18 protein-coding genes, 2 tRNA genes and 1 pseudogene are annotated in these 16,438 nt (G+C 67.8%); 5 read left to right on the forward strand and 16 right to left on the reverse strand.

Going from position 1 to position 16,438, the window contains the following annotated elements; translation table 11 throughout:
* Nucleotide 1 precedes the first annotated feature (1 nt).
* Together ACZ3HV_RS43525 and ACZ3HV_RS43530 are read left to right on the forward strand one after the other, a co-directional pair.
* Nucleotides 2–505: a sigma-70 family RNA polymerase sigma factor gene (locus ACZ3HV_RS43525; protein ID WP_465693706.1), complete on the forward strand. Its 504-nt coding sequence runs from the start codon at nt 2–4 to the stop codon at nt 503–505.
* Entirely contained in the window at nt 502–1,158 is a 657-nt protein-coding gene (locus tag ACZ3HV_RS43530) for an anti-sigma factor family protein (protein ID WP_465693708.1), read from the forward strand. Before ACZ3HV_RS43525 ends, ACZ3HV_RS43530 begins: the two co-directional genes overlap by 4 nt.
* 1 nt (nt 1,159) lies before the next feature.
* On the opposite strand, the gene ACZ3HV_RS43535 is transcribed toward ACZ3HV_RS43530, so the two are convergent.
* The 4 genes from ACZ3HV_RS43535 to ACZ3HV_RS43550 all read right to left on the reverse strand — a co-directional run bounded on the left by ACZ3HV_RS43535 (nt 1,160) and on the right by ACZ3HV_RS43550 (nt 4,908).
* Nucleotides 1,160–2,425, reverse strand: a complete 1,266-nt coding sequence (locus ACZ3HV_RS43535) for a hypothetical protein (RefSeq protein WP_465693710.1) — start codon at nt 2,423–2,425, stop codon at nt 1,160–1,162.
* Nucleotides 2,426–2,432: 7 nt separating this feature from the next.
* Nucleotides 2,433–3,971 (reverse strand): alkaline phosphatase D family protein, encoded by a 1,539-nt coding sequence (locus ACZ3HV_RS43540; protein ID WP_465693711.1) that lies wholly within the window; start codon nt 3,969–3,971, stop codon nt 2,433–2,435.
* A 134-nt stretch (nt 3,972–4,105) separates the two neighbouring features.
* Nucleotides 4,106–4,480, reverse strand: coding sequence for a DUF1304 family protein (locus ACZ3HV_RS43545; protein WP_465693713.1), 375 nt, complete (start codon nt 4,478–4,480; stop codon nt 4,106–4,108).
* The gene (locus ACZ3HV_RS43550; protein WP_360370810.1) at nt 4,477–4,908 is read right to left on the reverse strand and encodes a cupin domain-containing protein; all 432 of its coding nucleotides are present in this window, start codon (nt 4,906–4,908) and stop codon (nt 4,477–4,479) included. The genes ACZ3HV_RS43545 and ACZ3HV_RS43550 overlap by 4 nt, the downstream gene beginning before the upstream one ends.
* A 134-nt stretch (nt 4,909–5,042) precedes the next feature.
* Here ACZ3HV_RS43550 and ACZ3HV_RS43555 point away from each other — a divergent pair, with 134 nt between their 5' ends.
* Nucleotides 5,043–6,077 (forward strand): helix-turn-helix transcriptional regulator, encoded by a 1,035-nt coding sequence (locus ACZ3HV_RS43555; protein WP_465693715.1) that lies wholly within the window; start codon nt 5,043–5,045, stop codon nt 6,075–6,077.
* A 3-nt stretch (nt 6,078–6,080) separates the two neighbouring features.
* Here the strand turns inward: ACZ3HV_RS43555 and ACZ3HV_RS43560 are convergent, their stop codons facing one another.
* Nucleotides 6,081–6,986, reverse strand: coding sequence for an AraC family transcriptional regulator (locus tag ACZ3HV_RS43560; protein WP_465693716.1), 906 nt, complete (start codon nt 6,984–6,986; stop codon nt 6,081–6,083).
* A gap of 121 nt (nt 6,987–7,107) precedes the next feature.
* Here ACZ3HV_RS43560 and ACZ3HV_RS43565 point away from each other — a divergent pair, with 121 nt between their 5' ends.
* Nucleotides 7,108–7,959, forward strand: coding sequence for an SDR family oxidoreductase (locus ACZ3HV_RS43565; RefSeq protein ID WP_465693718.1), 852 nt, complete (start codon nt 7,108–7,110; stop codon nt 7,957–7,959).
* Between the two features lie 85 nt (nt 7,960–8,044).
* Here ACZ3HV_RS43565 and ACZ3HV_RS43570 read toward each other — a convergent pair whose 3' ends face one another.
* The 10 genes from ACZ3HV_RS43570 to ACZ3HV_RS43615 all read right to left on the reverse strand — a co-directional run bounded on the left by ACZ3HV_RS43570 (nt 8,045) and on the right by ACZ3HV_RS43615 (nt 15,773).
* Nucleotides 8,045–9,166 (reverse strand): N-acetylglucosamine-6-phosphate deacetylase, encoded by a 1,122-nt coding sequence (locus tag ACZ3HV_RS43570; protein ID WP_465693719.1) that lies wholly within the window; start codon nt 9,164–9,166, stop codon nt 8,045–8,047.
* Entirely contained in the window at nt 9,157–9,900 is a 744-nt protein-coding gene (locus tag ACZ3HV_RS43575) for a sugar isomerase domain-containing protein (protein ID WP_465693720.1), read from the reverse strand. Before ACZ3HV_RS43575 ends, ACZ3HV_RS43570 begins: the two co-directional genes overlap by 10 nt.
* Nucleotides 9,893–10,633 (reverse strand): 6-phosphogluconolactonase, encoded by a 741-nt coding sequence (locus ACZ3HV_RS43580; protein WP_465693721.1) that lies wholly within the window; start codon nt 10,631–10,633, stop codon nt 9,893–9,895. The genes ACZ3HV_RS43575 and ACZ3HV_RS43580 overlap by 8 nt, the downstream gene beginning before the upstream one ends.
* Nucleotides 10,633–10,854, reverse strand: coding sequence for a hypothetical protein (locus tag ACZ3HV_RS43585; RefSeq protein ID WP_465693723.1), 222 nt, complete (start codon nt 10,852–10,854; stop codon nt 10,633–10,635). Before ACZ3HV_RS43585 ends, ACZ3HV_RS43580 begins: the two co-directional genes overlap by 1 nt.
* Nucleotides 10,851–11,048, reverse strand: coding sequence for a hypothetical protein (locus tag ACZ3HV_RS43590; protein WP_465693724.1), 198 nt, complete (start codon nt 11,046–11,048; stop codon nt 10,851–10,853). Before ACZ3HV_RS43590 ends, ACZ3HV_RS43585 begins: the two co-directional genes overlap by 4 nt.
* A gap of 97 nt (nt 11,049–11,145) precedes the next feature.
* Nucleotides 11,146–12,441 (reverse strand): ATP-dependent Clp protease ATP-binding subunit ClpX, encoded by a 1,296-nt coding sequence (gene clpX, locus ACZ3HV_RS43595; protein ID WP_465693725.1) that lies wholly within the window; start codon nt 12,439–12,441, stop codon nt 11,146–11,148.
* 274 nt (nt 12,442–12,715) lie between these two features.
* Nucleotides 12,716–13,327: an ATP-dependent Clp protease proteolytic subunit gene (locus ACZ3HV_RS43600; RefSeq protein WP_360370780.1), complete on the reverse strand. Its 612-nt coding sequence runs from the start codon at nt 13,325–13,327 to the stop codon at nt 12,716–12,718.
* Nucleotides 13,328–13,356: 29 nt separating this feature from the next.
* Nucleotides 13,357–13,980 (reverse strand): ClpP family protease, encoded by a 624-nt coding sequence (locus ACZ3HV_RS43605; protein ID WP_360370777.1) that lies wholly within the window; start codon nt 13,978–13,980, stop codon nt 13,357–13,359.
* 242 nt (nt 13,981–14,222) lie between these two features.
* Entirely contained in the window at nt 14,223–15,623 is a 1,401-nt protein-coding gene (gene tig / locus ACZ3HV_RS43610; RefSeq protein WP_465693727.1) for a trigger factor, read from the reverse strand.
* Nucleotides 15,624–15,700: 77 nt separating this feature from the next.
* A tRNA-Pro gene (locus ACZ3HV_RS43615) sits at nt 15,701–15,773 on the reverse strand.
* Nucleotides 15,774–15,896: 123 nt separating this feature from the next.
* On the opposite strand from ACZ3HV_RS43615, the gene ACZ3HV_RS43620 reads away from it, so the two are divergent.
* A tRNA-Gly gene (locus tag ACZ3HV_RS43620) sits at nt 15,897–15,970 on the forward strand.
* Between the two features lie 165 nt (nt 15,971–16,135).
* On the opposite strand, the pseudogene ACZ3HV_RS43625 reads toward ACZ3HV_RS43620, so the two are convergent.
* Nucleotides 16,136–16,312 (reverse strand): annotated as a pseudogene (locus ACZ3HV_RS43625) (YciI family protein); the annotation flags it as partial.
* Nucleotides 16,313–16,438 lie beyond the last annotated feature (126 nt).

Consider the following 16,438-nt stretch of genomic DNA (forward strand, 5'->3'; position numbering starts at 1 on the left):
TGTGGATGACGACACAGTGATCCGCGCGCTGTACGACAGGTACCGGCGCCCGCTGTTCGGCTATGTCCTGCGTTCGGTGGGTGGCGACCACCAGTACGCGGAGGACATCGTGCAGGAGACGATGACGCGGGCGTGGGCACACTCCAGCGACCTGGACCCGGACCGGGTCGGGCGCTGGCTGTTCACGGTGGCGCGCAATCTCGTCATCTCGGGACGGCGTCAGCGCGCTGCCCGGGTGACCGAAGTACCGATCGACGACCGCGAGTTCGCCGCCCTCGGTGACGACATCGACCGCGTGCTGCAGGCCTGGCAGGTTGCCGAGGTCCTGCACGGCCTCAGCCACGACCACCTGCAGGTGATCATCGAACTGTTCTACCGGCGGCGCACCGTCGCCGAGGCGGCCATCGTCCTGGGGATCCCACCCGGGACGGTGAAGTCGAGGAGCTACTACGCGCTGCACGCGTTGCGCGCCGCCCTGGAGGAGCGAGGAGTGACCGGCTCATGACGTGCCCGGAGACCACCACGATCGGCGCCTACGTCCTCGGTGCGCTCGATGCGTCGGAACGGCGTACCATCGAGCGGCACCTCGAGACCTGCCCTGTCTGCCGCGAGACCCTCCTCCAGTTCGCCCCTCTCCCCGGCCTCCTGCACTCCGTACCGCTCGAAGACCTCGAGGCGACGCCCGTCGAGTCGTGGATCCTGGCTGTCGAACCGCCGATTCCTCCCATCGAAATCCACGACTCGGCGCCACGTCCGCGGAGGTGGCGGCGAGTGCTCGCGGGAGCGGCGGCTTTGATCGTGCTGGGTGTGCTGGGGGTCGTCGGATGGCAGGGCCTGCAGAGACCGAGTTCAGAGTCAGCTACCTGGACGGCGATGAATGGTGTCGGCGGGATCGACACCACGGCCAAGCTGACCAATCATGGCTGGGGTACTGACATCAAGCTCAGCCTGAGCGACTTGAAGCCCGGTGAGCAGTGCATGCTGGTCGTGCACGGCCGGGACGGAACAGTCGAGACGGCCGGCTGGTGGGCGACTCCGACCACTTACCGGGCCGATGTGCCTGCCAGTACGTCGATTCCGCTGCACGACATCGATCGGCTCGAGGTGGTCACGGCCGGGAACACCGTGCTGAGCACGGTGTCCCCGGCGACACGGTGATTCACCAACTGTTGTTGGAGATTCCGGTGCCCAGGTAGATCTGGTCGTACGTGTTCCCGTCGTTGTCGTCGGTGTAAGCCACAGCCACCTCGGCGAACGGCGACACGGCTACTGTCATCTGCTCCTGACGTCCGTCCGGCAGCGAGCTCAACTGCTGAGCCGACAGCCGGCCCGTGTCGGTGCCATCTGTGCCGAAGCCGCGGACCCAGACGTCGAGGGTGGTCGCCTGGACCGTCCAGCCGACCACCGTCTGCGCTTGATCATCGATGCCGATCGACGGCGCCTTCGCACCGGTCGCCAGCTGTACGTCGGCGTACCGGGCGGTCCCCGTCGACGTGAAGTTGCGCGTCCAGGCGCCCGCCGTACCGGTGTGGTCGGACTCCCAGGCAACAGCGAAGTCACCGTTGAAGTTGGCCGCGACCGATGGGTGAGTCTGCTGGCCGCTGGTGTTGGCGTTCGCGACCCGGCGGGACAGCGTGGCCGCACCGTTGGTCCGGCTCAGCCGGATCAACCCGACTTCGTACGACGAGTTCGCATCGCCATCGTCCTCCCAGACGACGACCGCATCACCCGAGGCGGACACGGCCACGTCCGGGTTGTGGTGCTGCCCGGTCGTCGTCGAGGCGGTGACCTCCCAGGCCCTGGTGGTCGGGCCCGTGTACCCGGCCGCCTTGACCGTCGGCTGGGTGCCGGTCTGGATGTCCTCCCACACCACAGTGAACGCGACGGCAGCACCGCTCGGCGCACCATCCGGGTCGACGGCGACCCGCGGGTTGATCTGCTGCCCGTCGGCACTGGTGTTGGCGTTGCCGGAGGCGGTCACCGTGCCTGCGGTGTTCACGACCCGGTATGGGACGTTGTAATAGCCGTTGCCGTCCGGATCGTCCTGCCACACCACGACGGCGTTGCCCTTGTCATCGAGTCCGACATCCGGGTGCAGGTGACGCCAGTTCGTCACCCCACTGCTGCCGCCGGCGGAGAGCTTCTTCTCGTAGACCGACGTTCCGTTGTGGAACAGCCGGATGAAGATCTCGCTGTGCACGTTGTCGGTCGCGTTGTCCGTGTCGCGGTCGTCCTCCCACACCACGGCCACATAGCCGTTGCGGTTGGTCGCAATCGAAGGGGCGTCCTGGTCGCCGGTGGAAACACTGTTGGCGGTCATCCAGGTCGGTGCGGCGATGTGAGCCTCAGCGGTCGTGGCGTTGAACGTCAGAGTGGTCGCTGCCAGTGCGGTGATGGCGAGTGTCTTCTTCAGTGTCTTCCTCATGGTTGCCTCACACCGCCTGCAGGCCGGGCCGGCCCTCTTGGACGACGAACGACTTCGCCGTGGTCGCAGCGGCGCCATGCTCGGACACCTTCGCCACCGCCCGGAAGTCGGCCCGCAGTTGCGTCGGGCTGATCGTCGTACGGACGTAGCCGCGGCGGTTGTTGTAGAACTTCAGCCACGGGTTGGTCCCGACATCGGGGATCGTGGTCGCGCCGTCCCCGTCTCCGCTCGACGTCACCGAACTCGTCACGAGCTCCGTGCCGATGGTCGCCGAACTCGCGTTGTTGTAGTCGGCCTTCAGGTCACTGGCCCAGGCCCGGTGCACGTCTCCCGTGAGTACGACGGGATTGCGAACAGCGCGGTCGACCCAGCCCTGCTGGATCCGGGCGCGGGACGCGCGGTAGCCGTCCCACGAGTCCATGCTGGCGCCGGTCGAGTTGAACCGCCGCGCGAAGAACACCTGCTGGCCGATGATGTCCCAGGTGCCGAGGTGCTGGTTCAGACCGTCGAGCAGCCAGGTCTCCTGCGAGTTGCCGGGCAGACTGCGCGACGCCAGGTCCGCGTCCGAGCAGAGCTGCCAGCCATCACCACAGGCCTGGTCGTTGCGGTACTGCCGGGTGTCGAGCATGTGGAACGTTGCCAGACTCCCCCATCGCAGCCGTCGGTACAGCTGGATGCTGTTGCCACTGTTCACCTGCGCGGGCCGCAGCGGCATGTTCTCGTAGTACGCCTGGTACGCCGCCGACCGCCGAGCGGTCCACTGCGCGGCAGTCAGCGCCGGGGTGTTGTTCTCGCGCACTGTCCCCGCGTAGTTGTTCTCCACCTCGTGGTCGTCCGGTACGACGATCCACGGCGCGGCAGCGTGGGCGGCCTGGAGATCCGGGTCCGTCTTGTACTGCGCGTACCGCTGACGGTAGTTCGCGAGGGACACGATCTCGGCGGTGCCTGCGTGCAAGCGCGGCCGACCGGTCGTCGGGCCGTACTCGTAGATGTAGTCGCCCAGGTGCAGGATGACGCCTGGGTTCTCCTCGGCCATCCGGCGGTAGACGGTGAAGTAGCCCTCTTCGTAGTGCGAACACGAGGTGAATGCCATCACCAGGTCACGGCCTGCCGCACCGACCGCGGGAGTGGTGCGGGTACGGCCGACTGGTGAGAGGTGGCCCTGTGCGCGGAAGCGATAGTAGTAGTCGGAGTCCGGGCTCAGACCGCCCGCGATGACGTGCACCGAGTGGGCGGCGGCGTACTTCGCGGCGACCGAGCCGGAGGCCACGAGGGTGCTGAAGGTATCGGTGGTCGACACCTGCCAATCGACGGTGACATCGGCGTTCGCCATCCCGCCCTGGCCGTCGGCGTTCACCGGCGACGGGGCCAGCCGGGTCCACAGCACGACGCTGTTCGCATCGGGTTCGCCGGAGGCGACACCCAATTGGAACGGGTACGGGACTGCCGCGGTGGCCGCGATCACGGCCGAACGGGCCGGGAGCGCGCTGACGCCGGCCGCGGCAATACCGCCGAAAACAAGGGTCCTGCGACTGATTGGGCTCATGGGCCTCACCTTCACGGGTACTCAGGGCGGCTGGCCCCCGGACCGGTCGAACTGTCGGTGACATTCCGGGGACCATGAGTGGTGTGCGGTGTTTCATGCCCATGATTGCGCAATGTTCGTAACTTTCCTACAGGTCAGCTCAGGATCAGAATGAGCAATCCCAGGGCAGGAATCCCCTCGAGCAGCGCGTTCAGCCAGAGCCTTCGCTCCGACACGACCAGCACCACCGCCATGAACGTGTGCTGGGCCGCGGTGAATGTCACCAGCGCCTCGCCCGCCGGGACCTGACCGGACCGCGCGAGTACGACGCCTGCGACCAGAGCGATCGCCGTGGTCAGGTTGTAGAAGCCCATGTTCACGGTCCACAGCCGGACCGCGTCGAAGTCCCGGGGCTTGGTCAGGAACATCGAGTACAGCCTCGGTTGGCGGTAGAGGAACGACTCCATCACCCACACCCCGGCGAGCATCACCGCGATCACCACAGCGAGCACCTGCGCCGCCGTACTCATCGGAGTACTTCCACGCCGTGGCGGCCCGAGATCTCTCCCAGGGCGGCATAGTCGGTCGGGTCGGCGGTGGCGAGGTCGGCGAAGAACGCGCCCATCCGGCCGGTCTGACTGACCGCGAGGAACTTCGCGGCGGGCGTGAGTACCGAGAAGGTGTTCACGGTGCCGGCCGGGATGCTGATCGACGAACCCGGGCCGAGGTCGTACCCCTGGTCGCCGGCCTGGACCAGGATCCGGCCCTGCAGGACGTAGAACGCCTTGCTCCACGACTCGGTGTGCGGCGGTCCGGCCTGGCCGCGCGGCGCGTCGATCTCGAAGATCTCGTACTGCTCGCCCGTGTGTTCGGCTCCGACCTTGACCGTCACGGTCGCGTCCGGCGCGACGTACTCCGCGCCGGTGCCTGCTGTGCTGAGATGTACTGATTCGGTCATGATGTCCTCCCTTTGCCACGACCGTAGGAATCGGGCGCGCTGGCGGATATCCCGTCGCGATGGGCTCGTGCAGGCGGTGGAATCCCCACATTTCCGGGATAGGCGGCGTCGGTACGCCGGCGCATACTGAGCCCATGTGGGAGGGCCGGGCGCGAGCCGCGCGCCGGGACATCGCGGCGCTGGCGACGTCAGGACTGGGCGTCGTGGACCTGCATGCCGCCGCGATCGAGGTGGTCGAGCAGGTCATCGGCAGTGAGCTGACCTGCTGGGCCGGGATGGACCCGGGCACGCTGGTGATCAGCTCGATGACGAGCGGCCGCGACCGCATCCCACCCGAGTACGAGCCGCGGCTGGCCGAGACGGAGTACGCCGGAACCGACCCGAACTCGTTCGCCGAACTGGCCCGGTGTTCGCGCCCGGTGGCACGACTGTCCGACCTGCCCTACCGCCAGGTCGTCGGGCATCGGCGGCTGAACGAGGTCTGGCGGCCGCTCGGAATCGAGCATGAGGTGCGGGCGACCTTCACGGTCGACGGGGATTGCTGGGGCGCGGCCGGGTTCGTCCGCAGCGGGCCGGACTACAGCGATCGCGAGGTGGAGTTCCTGGGCTCGGTGGCGCCCGTGATCGGCGCGGCCACGCGAGTCGCCGTACGCACGGATGCGCACGGGTACCGCGGAGGCGTCGGCCCGTCGATCGTGGTCACCGACCCTCGCGGGGAGCCGCGTGCGATCACCGCAGCCGCGCAGATCTGGCAGGACGAGCTGAACGAGATCGCTCCCGGGCGGTTCGGCGTACTGCTTCGCGCGGTCGTCACCGGGACCCGGGCGGCCGGGACCTTCCAGGCCCGGGTGCAGACGGCGTCCGGCGGTTGGGTGGTCCTGCAGGGCAGCCGGCTGATCGGGGACCAGGAGGAGGTCGTGGTCACGATCGAGCCGGCCTCGGGTCACCACCTGGTCGGCATGCTGCTGGCGGCGTACGGACTGACCACTCGGGAGCGGGAGATCTGCCTCGAGGTGATCTCCGGTCACACCACCACGGAGATCGCCGACCGGCTGTCGATCTCACCGCACACGATCCAGGACCATCTGAAGGCCGCGTTCGCCAAAGTCGGCGTGCGGAGTCGCGGCGAGTTGGTCGCCACGCTCCGGCCGGAAGACCTCACGAACTGACGGTCAGTTGCCTACGACGGTCAATTGCTTGCGATAGGTGCCCGGTGGGATGCCGAAGTCGCGCTTGAACGCCTTCGCGAACGCGAACTCGGACGTGTACCCGATCTCCTTCGCCACCGTCGCGAGCGGCCGGTCGTGGTCACGCAGCAGCCGGGCTGCGGTGGTCATCCGCCAGCGCGAAAGGTAGGTCAGCGGCGGCTCGCCGACCGCCTCGGTGAACCTCCGGGCGAACGCCGCCCGCGACAGACCGACGTCGGCCGCGAGGTCCGCGACCGTCCACGATGCGCCGGGCCGGTCGTGGATCAACTCCAGCGACCGCGCGACGGCGGGATCGGTGAGGGCCCGGGACCAGCCGCTCTCGGTCGGGCAGTTGCGATCCTCCAGCCAGGCCCGCAGGATCAGCACCAGCAGCGCGTCGACCAGTGGCGGTACGACGGCCGCCGCGCCCGGCCGATTGGCGTCGAGCTCCTCACCGAGGATGCCGATCGCGGAGTGCAACGTGCGATGCCGGCCCGGGTCCGCGGGCACGTAGACGACATCGGGCAGCCTGCTCAGCACAGGATGTGGGCGCTCGCGATCGAGCCGGTACGTGCCGCACAGCAGTAGCGACCGCGCACCGCCACCCTGGACCGGCTCTTCGATCGCCGGATCGAAGTCAACCAGCGGCGAATCGGGATGGTCCGCCAGCGCATGCTCGAGGCCGCGCGGCATCAGCACCACGTCCCCCGGCCCCATCGCGATCGGCGCCCCATCCGGCGGCAGCAGCCACGCTGTCCCCTGCAGGACCAGGTGGAACGTCGCCCCGAACGAGTGGGCGAACCGCAGCCCCCACGGCCCCCGGACATCGGTCCGGCCGGACGTGGCCGGGCCTGTCCGGAGCGCGGAGACGACATCGGCAAGAACATCCATGACTGGCATCATACGCCAGCCCTTCAAGACGATTGGACATGAATCAGCGCTTCATGGACATAGAACCGCTCGTTGAGGCCGCCTACTGTCGATGACTCACCCTCAACGACAAGGAGTACGGATGAGCATCGTCGTCACCGCCGCCACCGGCCACCTGGGCCAACTCGTCATCGATGAACTGCTGCAGCGGGTACCGGCCGACCAGGTCGTCGCGGTCGCCCGGAACGCCGAGAAGGCGTCCGGCCTCGCGGAGCGTGGCGTCGAGGTCCGGATCGCCGACTACAGCGACCCCGCTGCCCTGGCCACGGCGTTCGGCGCCGGCGACACGGTCTTGCTGATCTCCGGCCTCGAGCCGACCCGGCGGGCCCAGCACCAGTCTGTGATCGACGCGGCCAAGGCGGCCGGCGTCGCCCGGATCGCGTATACCAGCGTGCTCGGCGGGCCGGAGGCCGACTTCGACCTGGCCGCCGACCACATCGCCACCGAGCAGGCGATCCTCGATTCGGGTCTGCCGTACACGTTCCTGCGCAACGGCTGGTACCACGAGGTCTACACCGACCAGATCGCCGTACAGCTGGAGCACGGGGTCATCGGCAGCGCGGGCGACGGCCGGATCGGGTCGGCCTCCCGGCGCGACTACGCAGCCGCGGCTGCGGTCGTACTGACCGGTGCGGGTCACGAGAAGACGGCGTACGAGCTGAACGGCGACAGCGCCTGGACGCTGGCCGAGTACGCCGCCGAGCTCTCGCGGCAGTCGGGGCAGGACGTTGCCTACAACAACGTTCCGGGCGAGACCCTCCTCGGGATCCTGACCGGAGCCGGCGTACCGGAGCAGTTCGCGCCGATCCTCGTCGACGTCGACGCCGCGATCGAGCGGGGCCTGCTGGCCGGCCGAGGCTCCGACCTGAGCCGCCTGATCGGCCGCCCCACCACTCCCCTCACCGACGCCATCGCGTCCGCCCTGCAGCAGTAAGTCCTACGTACTGTGGCGGCATCGGCGGTCGACGCCGTGGCGGGCACGACCACGCCGAACGTGGGACTCTCGCCATGGCGCATTCTCAGCGGAAGGACAGCTCGCGGTCGCCGGGCTGCCAGTCGAAGGTGATCACGTCCGCGATGCGGGTGCCCGGACGCAGCTCGCCGCCGGCCTCGTCGATGATCCGGCCGGGGTTGGTCGTCGCCATCGTGAGGGCAGCTGGCAACGAGAAGGATCGGGCCGCCCAGGCGACCCCGTCCGCGAGTGGTGCGGCCGCTCCGGCGAGGTACGGCGTACCGCGCACGAGGAGTCGTCCGTCGTCGGTGAGCTCCACGTCGCCGCCGACGGTCGACGAGTAGTCGCCGGGCGCCAGGCCGCCGATCGCGACCGAGTCGGAAACCAGGAACGAGTGGTCGAGGCCCTTCGCCCGGACCATTGCGACGAACGTGTCCGCGGGCAGATGGTGGCCGTCGGCAATGAAACCCGCCTGCAGGCGGTCGTCGGCCAGTTGCGTCCAAAGGTAGTTCGGGTGGCGGGGGAGCTGGGCATGCGCGCCGTTACCGAGATGCGTGCTCAGGCTCGCGCCGGCGTCCACTGCGGCGCGGATCTGGGCCGCATCGGCGTGGGTGTGGCCGATCGCCACCCGGGTGCCGGACGCGACTACCGCGGCGATGAATTCCGCGCTGCCCGGCCAGTGCGGCGAGATCGTCATCAACCCGACGAGTCCGCCCGATTCCTGCTGGCACAGCTCGAACTCCGCCAGATCAGGCGGCCGCACCTCGGCCGCATCGTGGCAGCCACGCGGCCCGTCCTGATCCGAGATGTGCGGCCCTTCGAGATGTACGAACGGCACCGCCGCCGCAACCTCCGCATCCCGCCGCCGCGCCTCTGCGACCACGCGCACCGCCCGCCGCATCCGCTCGGCATCCGCGGTGATCACCGTCGGCACGAACCGCGTAACCCCCACCTTCCGCAACGCCTCCCGCAACCCCACAACACTCTCGACCGACACCTCCTCCCCATTCACATCGAACCCCCCAAACCCATTGACCTGCAGATCCACCAGCCCGCTACAGATCCAAGGCAGTTCACTCCCGCCGCCTGCTTGGGTACGGGTGATCGTGGTGATGCGGCCGGCGGTGTGGTCGAGGTGGAGGATGTCGCCCGACCACGGGTCGCGGCCCGTCAGCCTGTCTACAGCCACCGGACTCGCTCTCGGAAGCGGCCGATGAAGGCCGCGTTGGCCGCGTCCCCACCCGGCGCATTGCCACTGCGCCACACCGGCGGCACGACACCCTGCGCGAGGAGCAGCTCGATCGTCCGCACCACCATCGTGTTGAGCGCGAACGCACTCGCAAACGTGGACACCGCCCCAACCCGCTCTGTCATCCCGTCGAGCTCGATCACCGCATCCCCGATCGGCACCTTGGTGTCCACCGCAACGTCGACCACCTCGTGCAGGTTGGCAGCGGACGGATGCCTGGCCGGATGATCCTGCGCCGTCCGCTCGGCATGCTCGCGCGAACTCACGCCGATCGTCCGCACACCCCGCTCCCGCGCCGTCAGCGCCGCGTCGATGAGCACAGTGTTGATCCCATACGCATTCACCAGGATCAGCACATCATCCGCGCCAAGTCCGGCGTTCTCGATCACGATCCGCCCGTACCCAGCCGTCCGCTCCACCGCCATCGACCGCAACGCGCCGTTCGACAGCAACGTCCCTTCGTCCAGGATCGCCGACACATGCATCAGCCCACCGGCCCGGAAGAAGATCTCCTGCGAGGCAAGGTTGGAATGCCCACCCGGCCCGTACACGTGAATCAGCCGATCCCCCGCAACCTGCTCAGCCATCACCCGAGCGGCCGCCTCGATCGACTCCCCTTCCTCCGCCTCGATCCGTCCCAGCAGCTCCGTGATCTTCGCCAAGTAATCACTCATCTCCAGCCGCCTCCCGATCCACGAACAACCGAGCCCGCGGATGCGTACGCAGCGCACTCGCCGGCACCACCGGATCCACTGGCCCCTGCAAAGTCCGTCGTACGGCCTCCGCCTTCGCCACGCCGGACACCATGCAGAAAATCTCCCGCGCCGAGAGCAAAAACGGAACAGTCAGCGTCCACGCCTGCGCGGGTACGTCGTCAAGTCGCGCGAACAACCCTTCATCCACCTGCTGCCGCCGACTGGTCTCGTCCAGCTCGACCACTTGCACGACGTCGGACGTACTGAAGTCCGCCGGCGGATCGTTGAACGCGAGATGCCCATTGACCCCGATCCCGGCCAGCACAACATCGATCGGCCGCTCCGAAACCAGCCCCGCATAGCGAGCAGCCTCAGCGGCAGGATCGGAGCCACCCGCCGGGTCGAACACCGTCAGCGGCGCCGACGCTGTGAAATGCCGCCCCAGCCACCGGCCGAACCGCTGCTCCGCCTCCGCCGGGAGACCGACGTACTCATCCATGTGGAACGCCTGGACCTTCGACCAATCGATGCCCTCAGCAACGGACAGGGCAGCCAGCGTGTGCGCCTGGCTCGGTGCGGCGGCCAGCACCAACCGGGCCGAGCCCTGTGCCTCGATGGTCCGGCGCAGGGACTCGGCCGCCGCCGCTCCAGCCGCGGTGCCCAAGGTGACTGGGTCCGGGAAGACCTCGACCGCGAGCTTGTCGATGATCATCAGACCAGCCGCGTGTGCTGCTCGCCCAGTCCGTCGGCCCAGACGCGAAGGACGTCACCCGCGCGGAGGTACCGCGGCGGTTTCTGTCCGGCGCCAACGCCGGCCGGCCACCGGGCCGGATCGAACGACTCGGCCTCGCCCGCGAGCGTCGCCACCCGACCGTCCTCGGTCAGTACGGCGTCACGCAGCCCGGCGTCGGTGTGGACACGTAGCAATCTCACTGCTTCCTCCAAGGAGCTTGTCTGGCCCAGTTCAAGTAAGCGATACCCAATGCATGTGACCCTTGCACCGGCACGAGCTGCACCGCGTCGTAGACACGCAGCGACTGCTGGTAGACGAGCAGGTCCTGCTCGGCGTACACACCCCACCGCGCACATTGCACCGCATTGGCCGGTACGGCGTCCGCCGTAGTCACCGACCGTAGGCGGCTGGCCACTGCGGTCCCCTACACCACGAGAAGGAGGCCGGGACTCCGCCATTCAGCGGATCCCGGCCTCCTTCTGCAAATCGCGTCAGGCGGTCTTCTCGCGGCGCTCGCGCTTGCGCTCGATCTGGTCGCGCGGGATCAGCGTGGGGTTCACGTTCTCCAGCACGACCTCACCGGTGACGACGACCTTGGCCACGTCCTCGCGGCTCGGCACCTCGTACATCACGTTGAGGAGAACCTCTTCCATGATGGCCCGCAGACCACGAGCGCCGGTGCCGCGCAGCAGCGCCTGGTCCGCGATCGCCTCGACAGCGTCGTCGCTGAACTCGAGCTCGACGTTGTCGATCTCGAAGAGCCGCCGGTACTGCTTGACCAGCGCGTTCTTCGGCTCGGACAGGATCTTGATCAGCGCGTCGCGGTCCAGCGGGGACACCGTGGTGATCACCGGGAGCCGACCGATGAACTCGGGGATCAGGCCGAACTTGAGCAGGTCCTCCGGCATGACGTCGGCGTACCCGCCGAGCTCCTTCGGCTTCTCCGGCTCACGCGAGGCGTTGAAGCCGAGGGTCTTCTTGCCGACCCGCTGCTCCACCATGTGATCCAGGCCGGCGAACGCTCCGCCGACGATGAACAGCACGTTGGTGGTGTCGATCTGGATGAACTCCTGGTGCGGGTGCTTGCGACCACCCTGCGGCGGCACGGAGGCCGTCGTACCCTCCAGGATCTTCAGCAGGGCCTGCTGCACACCCTCGCCCGAGACATCGCGGGTGATCGACGGGTTCTCGCTCTTGCGGGCGATCTTGTCGACCTCGTCGATGTAGATGATCCCGGTCTCGGCCTTCTTGACGTCGTAGTCGGCCGCCTGGATCAGCTTGAGCAGGATGTTCTCGACGTCTTCACCGACATACCCCGCCTCGGTCAGCGCGGTAGCATCGGCGATCGCGAACGGAACGTTCAGCATCCGGGCCAGCGTCTGGGCGAGGTAGGTCTTGCCGCAGCCGGTCGGGCCGATCAGCAGGATGTTGGACTTGGCCAGCTCGACGGCCTCGTCCTTGGCGTGCCGGCCGGCACTGGAGCTGCCCTGGCCGTCACGGACCCGCTTGTAGTGGTTGTACACCGCCACCGCGAGAGCCTTCTTGGCCACGTCCTGTCCGACAACGTACGCATTGAGGAAGTCGTAGATCTCCCGCGGCTTGGGCAGCTCGGTGAGTCCGACCTCGGAGCCCTCGTTCAGCTCCTCCTCGATGATCTCGTTACAGAGATCGATGCATTCGTCGCAGATGTAGACGCCGGGACCGGCGATGAGCTTCTTGACCTGCTTCTGGCTCTTACCGCAGAACGAGCACTTCAGCAGGTCGCCGCCGTCACCTATGCGTGCCACCGGGACAGATCCCTTCTATGCGCAAGTCGAAACGTGGGCCAAGGGGGGCGTGGGCCGCTCGGGCCGGGGCGCCAGGTCACTGACACGACTACCCCAATCCCGAATTCGACGGTACCCCGTCCGGGGCCGAAACGCCGCGCTCACCGCCGGGTTGTGACTACGCCGGTGGCGAACGCGCCAGGCCCTTGACAGCCCCCTGTGACCCATACCGTCACCCCGCCGGAGCGGAGCGGCAGGCTCGGGCACCGGCCGGAACCGGTTCCCGAGCACCTGCTCAGACGCCGGCCGGGACCGGGGACTTGAGGGTTTGCAGGACGTCGTCGATCAGGCCGTACTCGATGGCCTGGTCGGCGGTCAGGAACTTGTCCCGCTCGATGTCACGCGAGACCTCCTCCAGCGACTTGCCGCTGGCCTCGGAGATCATCTTCTCCAGCAGAGCGCGCAGGCGGAGGATCTCGTTCGCCTGGATCTCGATGTCGCTCGACTGCCCGTAGGTGCCCTCGGTGGCCGGCTGGTGGATGATGATCCGGCTGTTCGGCAGCGCGAGGCGCTTACCCGGCGTACCGGCCGCGAGCAGGACCGCGGCGGCCGAGGCGGCCTGGCCCAGGCACACGGTCTGGACGTCGGGCTTGATGTAGCGGACGGTGTCATAGATCGCGGTCAGCGCGGTGAACGAGCCGCCCGGGGAGTTGATGTAGATGCTGATGTCGCGGTCGGAGTCCATCGACTGCAGGCACAGCAGCTGCGCCATCACCGCGTTCGCGATCTCGTCGGTGATCGGCGTCCCGAGGAAGATGATGCGGTCCTCGAACAGCTTCGTGTAGGGGTCGATCCGGCGCATGCCGTACGACGTGCGCTCCTCCCACTGCGGGATGAAGTAGTTCATTGTTCGTCCTTAACTGACGGAGTGGGAGATCAGGAGTTCGGGCTGCCGGAGGTGAGCTGAGCGGCGCTCGCGACCACGTGGTCGATGAAGCCGTACTCCTTGGCCGCGTCGGCGGTGAACCATCGGTCGCGGTCGGCGTCGTTCTCGACCTGCTCGAGCGGCTGGCCGGTGTGCTCGGCGATCAGCTTGAACAGCTGCGCCTTGATGTGCAGCGACTGCTCGGCCTGGATCTTGATGTCCGACGCCGTACCACCCATACCGCCGGAGGGCTGGTGCATCATGATCCGCGCGTGCGGCAGGGCGAAGCGCTTGTCCTTCGCACCGGCGCAGAGCAGGAACTGGCCCATCGAGGCGGCCAGGCCCATCCCGACGGTGGCGACGTCGTTGGAGATCCACTGCATGGTGTCGTAGATCGCCATGCCGGAGTCCACCGAACCACCCGGCGAGTTGATGTACAGCCAGATGTCCTTGTTGGGGTCCTCGGCGTTGAGGAGCAGCATCTGCGCGCAGATCGCGTTCGCGTTGTCGTCGCGAACCTCGGACCCCAGGAAGATGATCCGGTTGCTCAGCAGGCGCTGGTAGATGTGGTCGTCGAGTCCGCCGGAACCGTTGCCGCCCGCGGCGGTGGGGCTGGCTGCAAATGTCTCGTTCACGAAGCCGACATTACTGGGCTGCGGCGACAGACCTAAGGCTGGGCCTCAGGTGTTCGCTCACGGCGCATCCCACGGCGCATTCCGTCTGCTCTGAGCGAATTCTGCTGGTGTGATTCGCACCGCCCGGCACTCCTCGAAGGCTTACCGGTCAGGTACTTCGGGGTTCGGTTGCGGTTCGCGATCGGCCGGAGACGCGCGAGCGGCCCGGAACCACAGTGGTTCCGGGCCGCTCGTCGGACAGCTCAGGCCTTCGCGGGCTCCTCGGCCGGCGTCTCCTCGGCCGACTCCGCCGCGGCTGCCTCTGCCTCCGGGTCGGCGTACGTGCCGTCCGGCTGCAGGGTCTTCAGCTCGACCACGTTGCCGGAGGCGTCGGTGACCTTGGCGTTCTCGACCAGGTGGGCGAGCGCCTTGCCGCGGACGACCTCGGAGACCAGGCTCGGCACCAGGTTGTTCTCGACGGCGTGCTGGGCGAACTGGTCCGGGCTGACGCCGGAACGCTGCGCGTGCCGGACGATGTGCTCGGTGAGCTCCTGGTCGTTGACGCTCAGCTCCTGCTGCTCGGCCACCAGGTCGAGCACGAACTGCGCCTTGATCGCGTCCTCGGAGCGCTTCTTCAGGTCCTCGTCGAACTCTTCCTGGGTCTGCTCCTCGCCCTCCAGGAACTGCTCGAACGACATCCCGGAGTACCCGAGCTGCTGCTCCAGGTTCTCCTTGCGGGCGGCCAGCTCGTCGGTCAGCAGACCCTCCGGCACCGGCACCTCGACCAGCGTGAGGATCTTCTCCAGTACGGCGTCACGCGCCTCGCCGGCCTGCTCGAGCCGCTTGCCGCGCTCCAGCCGGGCCTGTACGTCGGCCTTGAGCTCGTCGGCGGTGTCGAACTCCGACGCGGTCTGCGCGAACTCGTCGTCGAACTCCGGCAGCTCCTGCTCCTTGACCGCGGTCACGGTCACCTCGACGTCGACGTCCTCGCCCTTCAGCGCGCCGCCGACCAGCTGGGTGACGAAGGTCTTGCTCTCACCGGCGTTCAGCCCGGTGACGGCCTCGTCCAAGCCGTCCAGCAGCTGGCCGCTGCCGACCTGGTACGACAGGCCGGTGGCCTGCGCCTCCTCGACCTTCTCGCCGTCCTTGCTCGCGGACAGGTCGAGAGTGATGTAGTCCTTGTCCTGGACCGCGCGCTCGACCGGGTTCAGCGAGCCGAAGCGCTGCTGGAGCGCCTCGATCTGCTCGGTCACCTCGTCGTCGCTGACCGCGATGTCCTCGACCTCGGCCTCCAGACCCTCCAGGTCCGGCAGCGTGATCTCCGGGCGCACCTCGACCTCGGCGGAGAACTGCAGGCTCTCCTTGTCGTTGAACTCGGTCACGTCGACCTCGGGCCGGCCGATCGCCTTGACCTGGTTGTCAGTGACCGCCTGCGAGTACAGCTTCGGGAGGGCGTCGTTGATCGCCTCTTCGAGCACCGGGCCGCGACCGACCCGCTGGTCGATGACCTGCGGCGGGACCTTGCCCTTGCGGAACCCCGGGACGGTGATCTGCGAGGCGATGCTCTGGTACGCCGCGTCGAGGCTCGGCTTGAGTTCCTCGAACGGCACCTCGACGATGAGCTTGACCTTGGTCGGGCTCAAGGACTCGACGGTGCTCTTCACGGTGGCGGTTCTCCTTGATTCGATGACATTCACAGCACGGTGACAGCCCGCACTGCACCGGTGCTGCAGGGGGTTTGTCGGGGCGACAGGACTCGAACCTGCGGTCTCCTGCTCCCAAAGCAGGCGCGCTAGCCACTACGCTACGCCCCGCAGTGACCGCACGAGTCTAGTCGACCCGAACCAGTGCTCGCGCCACCACCCCACCCCCGAACCGGTTTGAGACCGAGCCCGGGGATGTGGAATCATGTCCGAGTGCCCGCCGAGCGGGCGCACGCGGGTGTAGCTCAATGGTAGAGCCCCAGTCTTCCAAACTGACTACGCGAGTTCGATTCTCGTCACCCGCTCCACAACGGAAGGCCCCAGGCGCTCGAACCTCCGCCGGGGGCCTTTTGTCTGCGCGGGTCGGGCGTTCAGGCAGTCTCGGCAGTCTCGGGGGCCACGTCGGTGGTTGCGTACTGGAAACGCCGTACCTCCTGCGGCCAACCGCAGGCCACCGCGATCTTCCCCGCCCACAGCCGGGCAGCCTCCTCGTCGGCCACGTCCACGACGGCGAAGCCGGCGAGATACTCCTTGGACTCGACGTACGGACCGTCGGTGAACAGCGGCGTGCCGCTCGACGCATCGACATTGAACACGGGCGCAGCGTCGTCCAGGCCACCGGTGAAGGTGAGCACCCCGGCAGCCGTCATTCTCTGCCCGCACCGCGCCGGCGCCCGCTAACCTCGGCGTTTCACGGGAATTTGGACAACACGTGAGGTGAAAAGGCGAGAGTGCCTTGTCTGTAAGGGAAAATTGGGCTTGCGAAGGACCAATGA

It is taken from the genome of Kribbella sp. NPDC020701 (genome assembly GCF_055562215.1).

Coding starts and splice junctions, on each gene's coding strand:
- ACZ3HV_RS43540 (WP_465693711.1), bottom strand. CDS start 3,971: ATGAGCCCAATCAGTCGCAGGACCCTTGTTTTCGGCGGTATTGCCGCG.
- ACZ3HV_RS43580 (WP_465693721.1), bottom strand. CDS start 10,633: ATGATCATCGACAAGCTCGCGGTCGAGGTCTTCCCGGACCCAGTCACC.
- ACZ3HV_RS43535 (WP_465693710.1), bottom strand. CDS start 2,425: ATGAGGAAGACACTGAAGAAGACACTCGCCATCACCGCACTGGCAGCG.
- ACZ3HV_RS43530 (WP_465693708.1), top strand. CDS start 502: ATGACGTGCCCGGAGACCACCACGATCGGCGCCTACGTCCTCGGTGCG.
- ACZ3HV_RS43575 (WP_465693720.1), bottom strand. CDS start 9,900: ATGAGTGATTACTTGGCGAAGATCACGGAGCTGCTGGGACGGATCGAG.
- ACZ3HV_RS43560 (WP_465693716.1), bottom strand. CDS start 6,986: ATGGATGTTCTTGCCGATGTCGTCTCCGCGCTCCGGACAGGCCCGGCC.
- ACZ3HV_RS43600 (WP_360370780.1), bottom strand. CDS start 13,327: ATGAACTACTTCATCCCGCAGTGGGAGGAGCGCACGTCGTACGGCATG.
- ACZ3HV_RS43565 (WP_465693718.1), top strand. CDS start 7,108: ATGAGCATCGTCGTCACCGCCGCCACCGGCCACCTGGGCCAACTCGTC.
- ACZ3HV_RS43555 (WP_465693715.1), top strand. CDS start 5,043: ATGTGGGAGGGCCGGGCGCGAGCCGCGCGCCGGGACATCGCGGCGCTG.
- ACZ3HV_RS43550 (WP_360370810.1), bottom strand. CDS start 4,908: ATGACCGAATCAGTACATCTCAGCACAGCAGGCACCGGCGCGGAGTAC.
- ACZ3HV_RS43545 (WP_465693713.1), bottom strand. CDS start 4,480: ATGAGTACGGCGGCGCAGGTGCTCGCTGTGGTGATCGCGGTGATGCTC.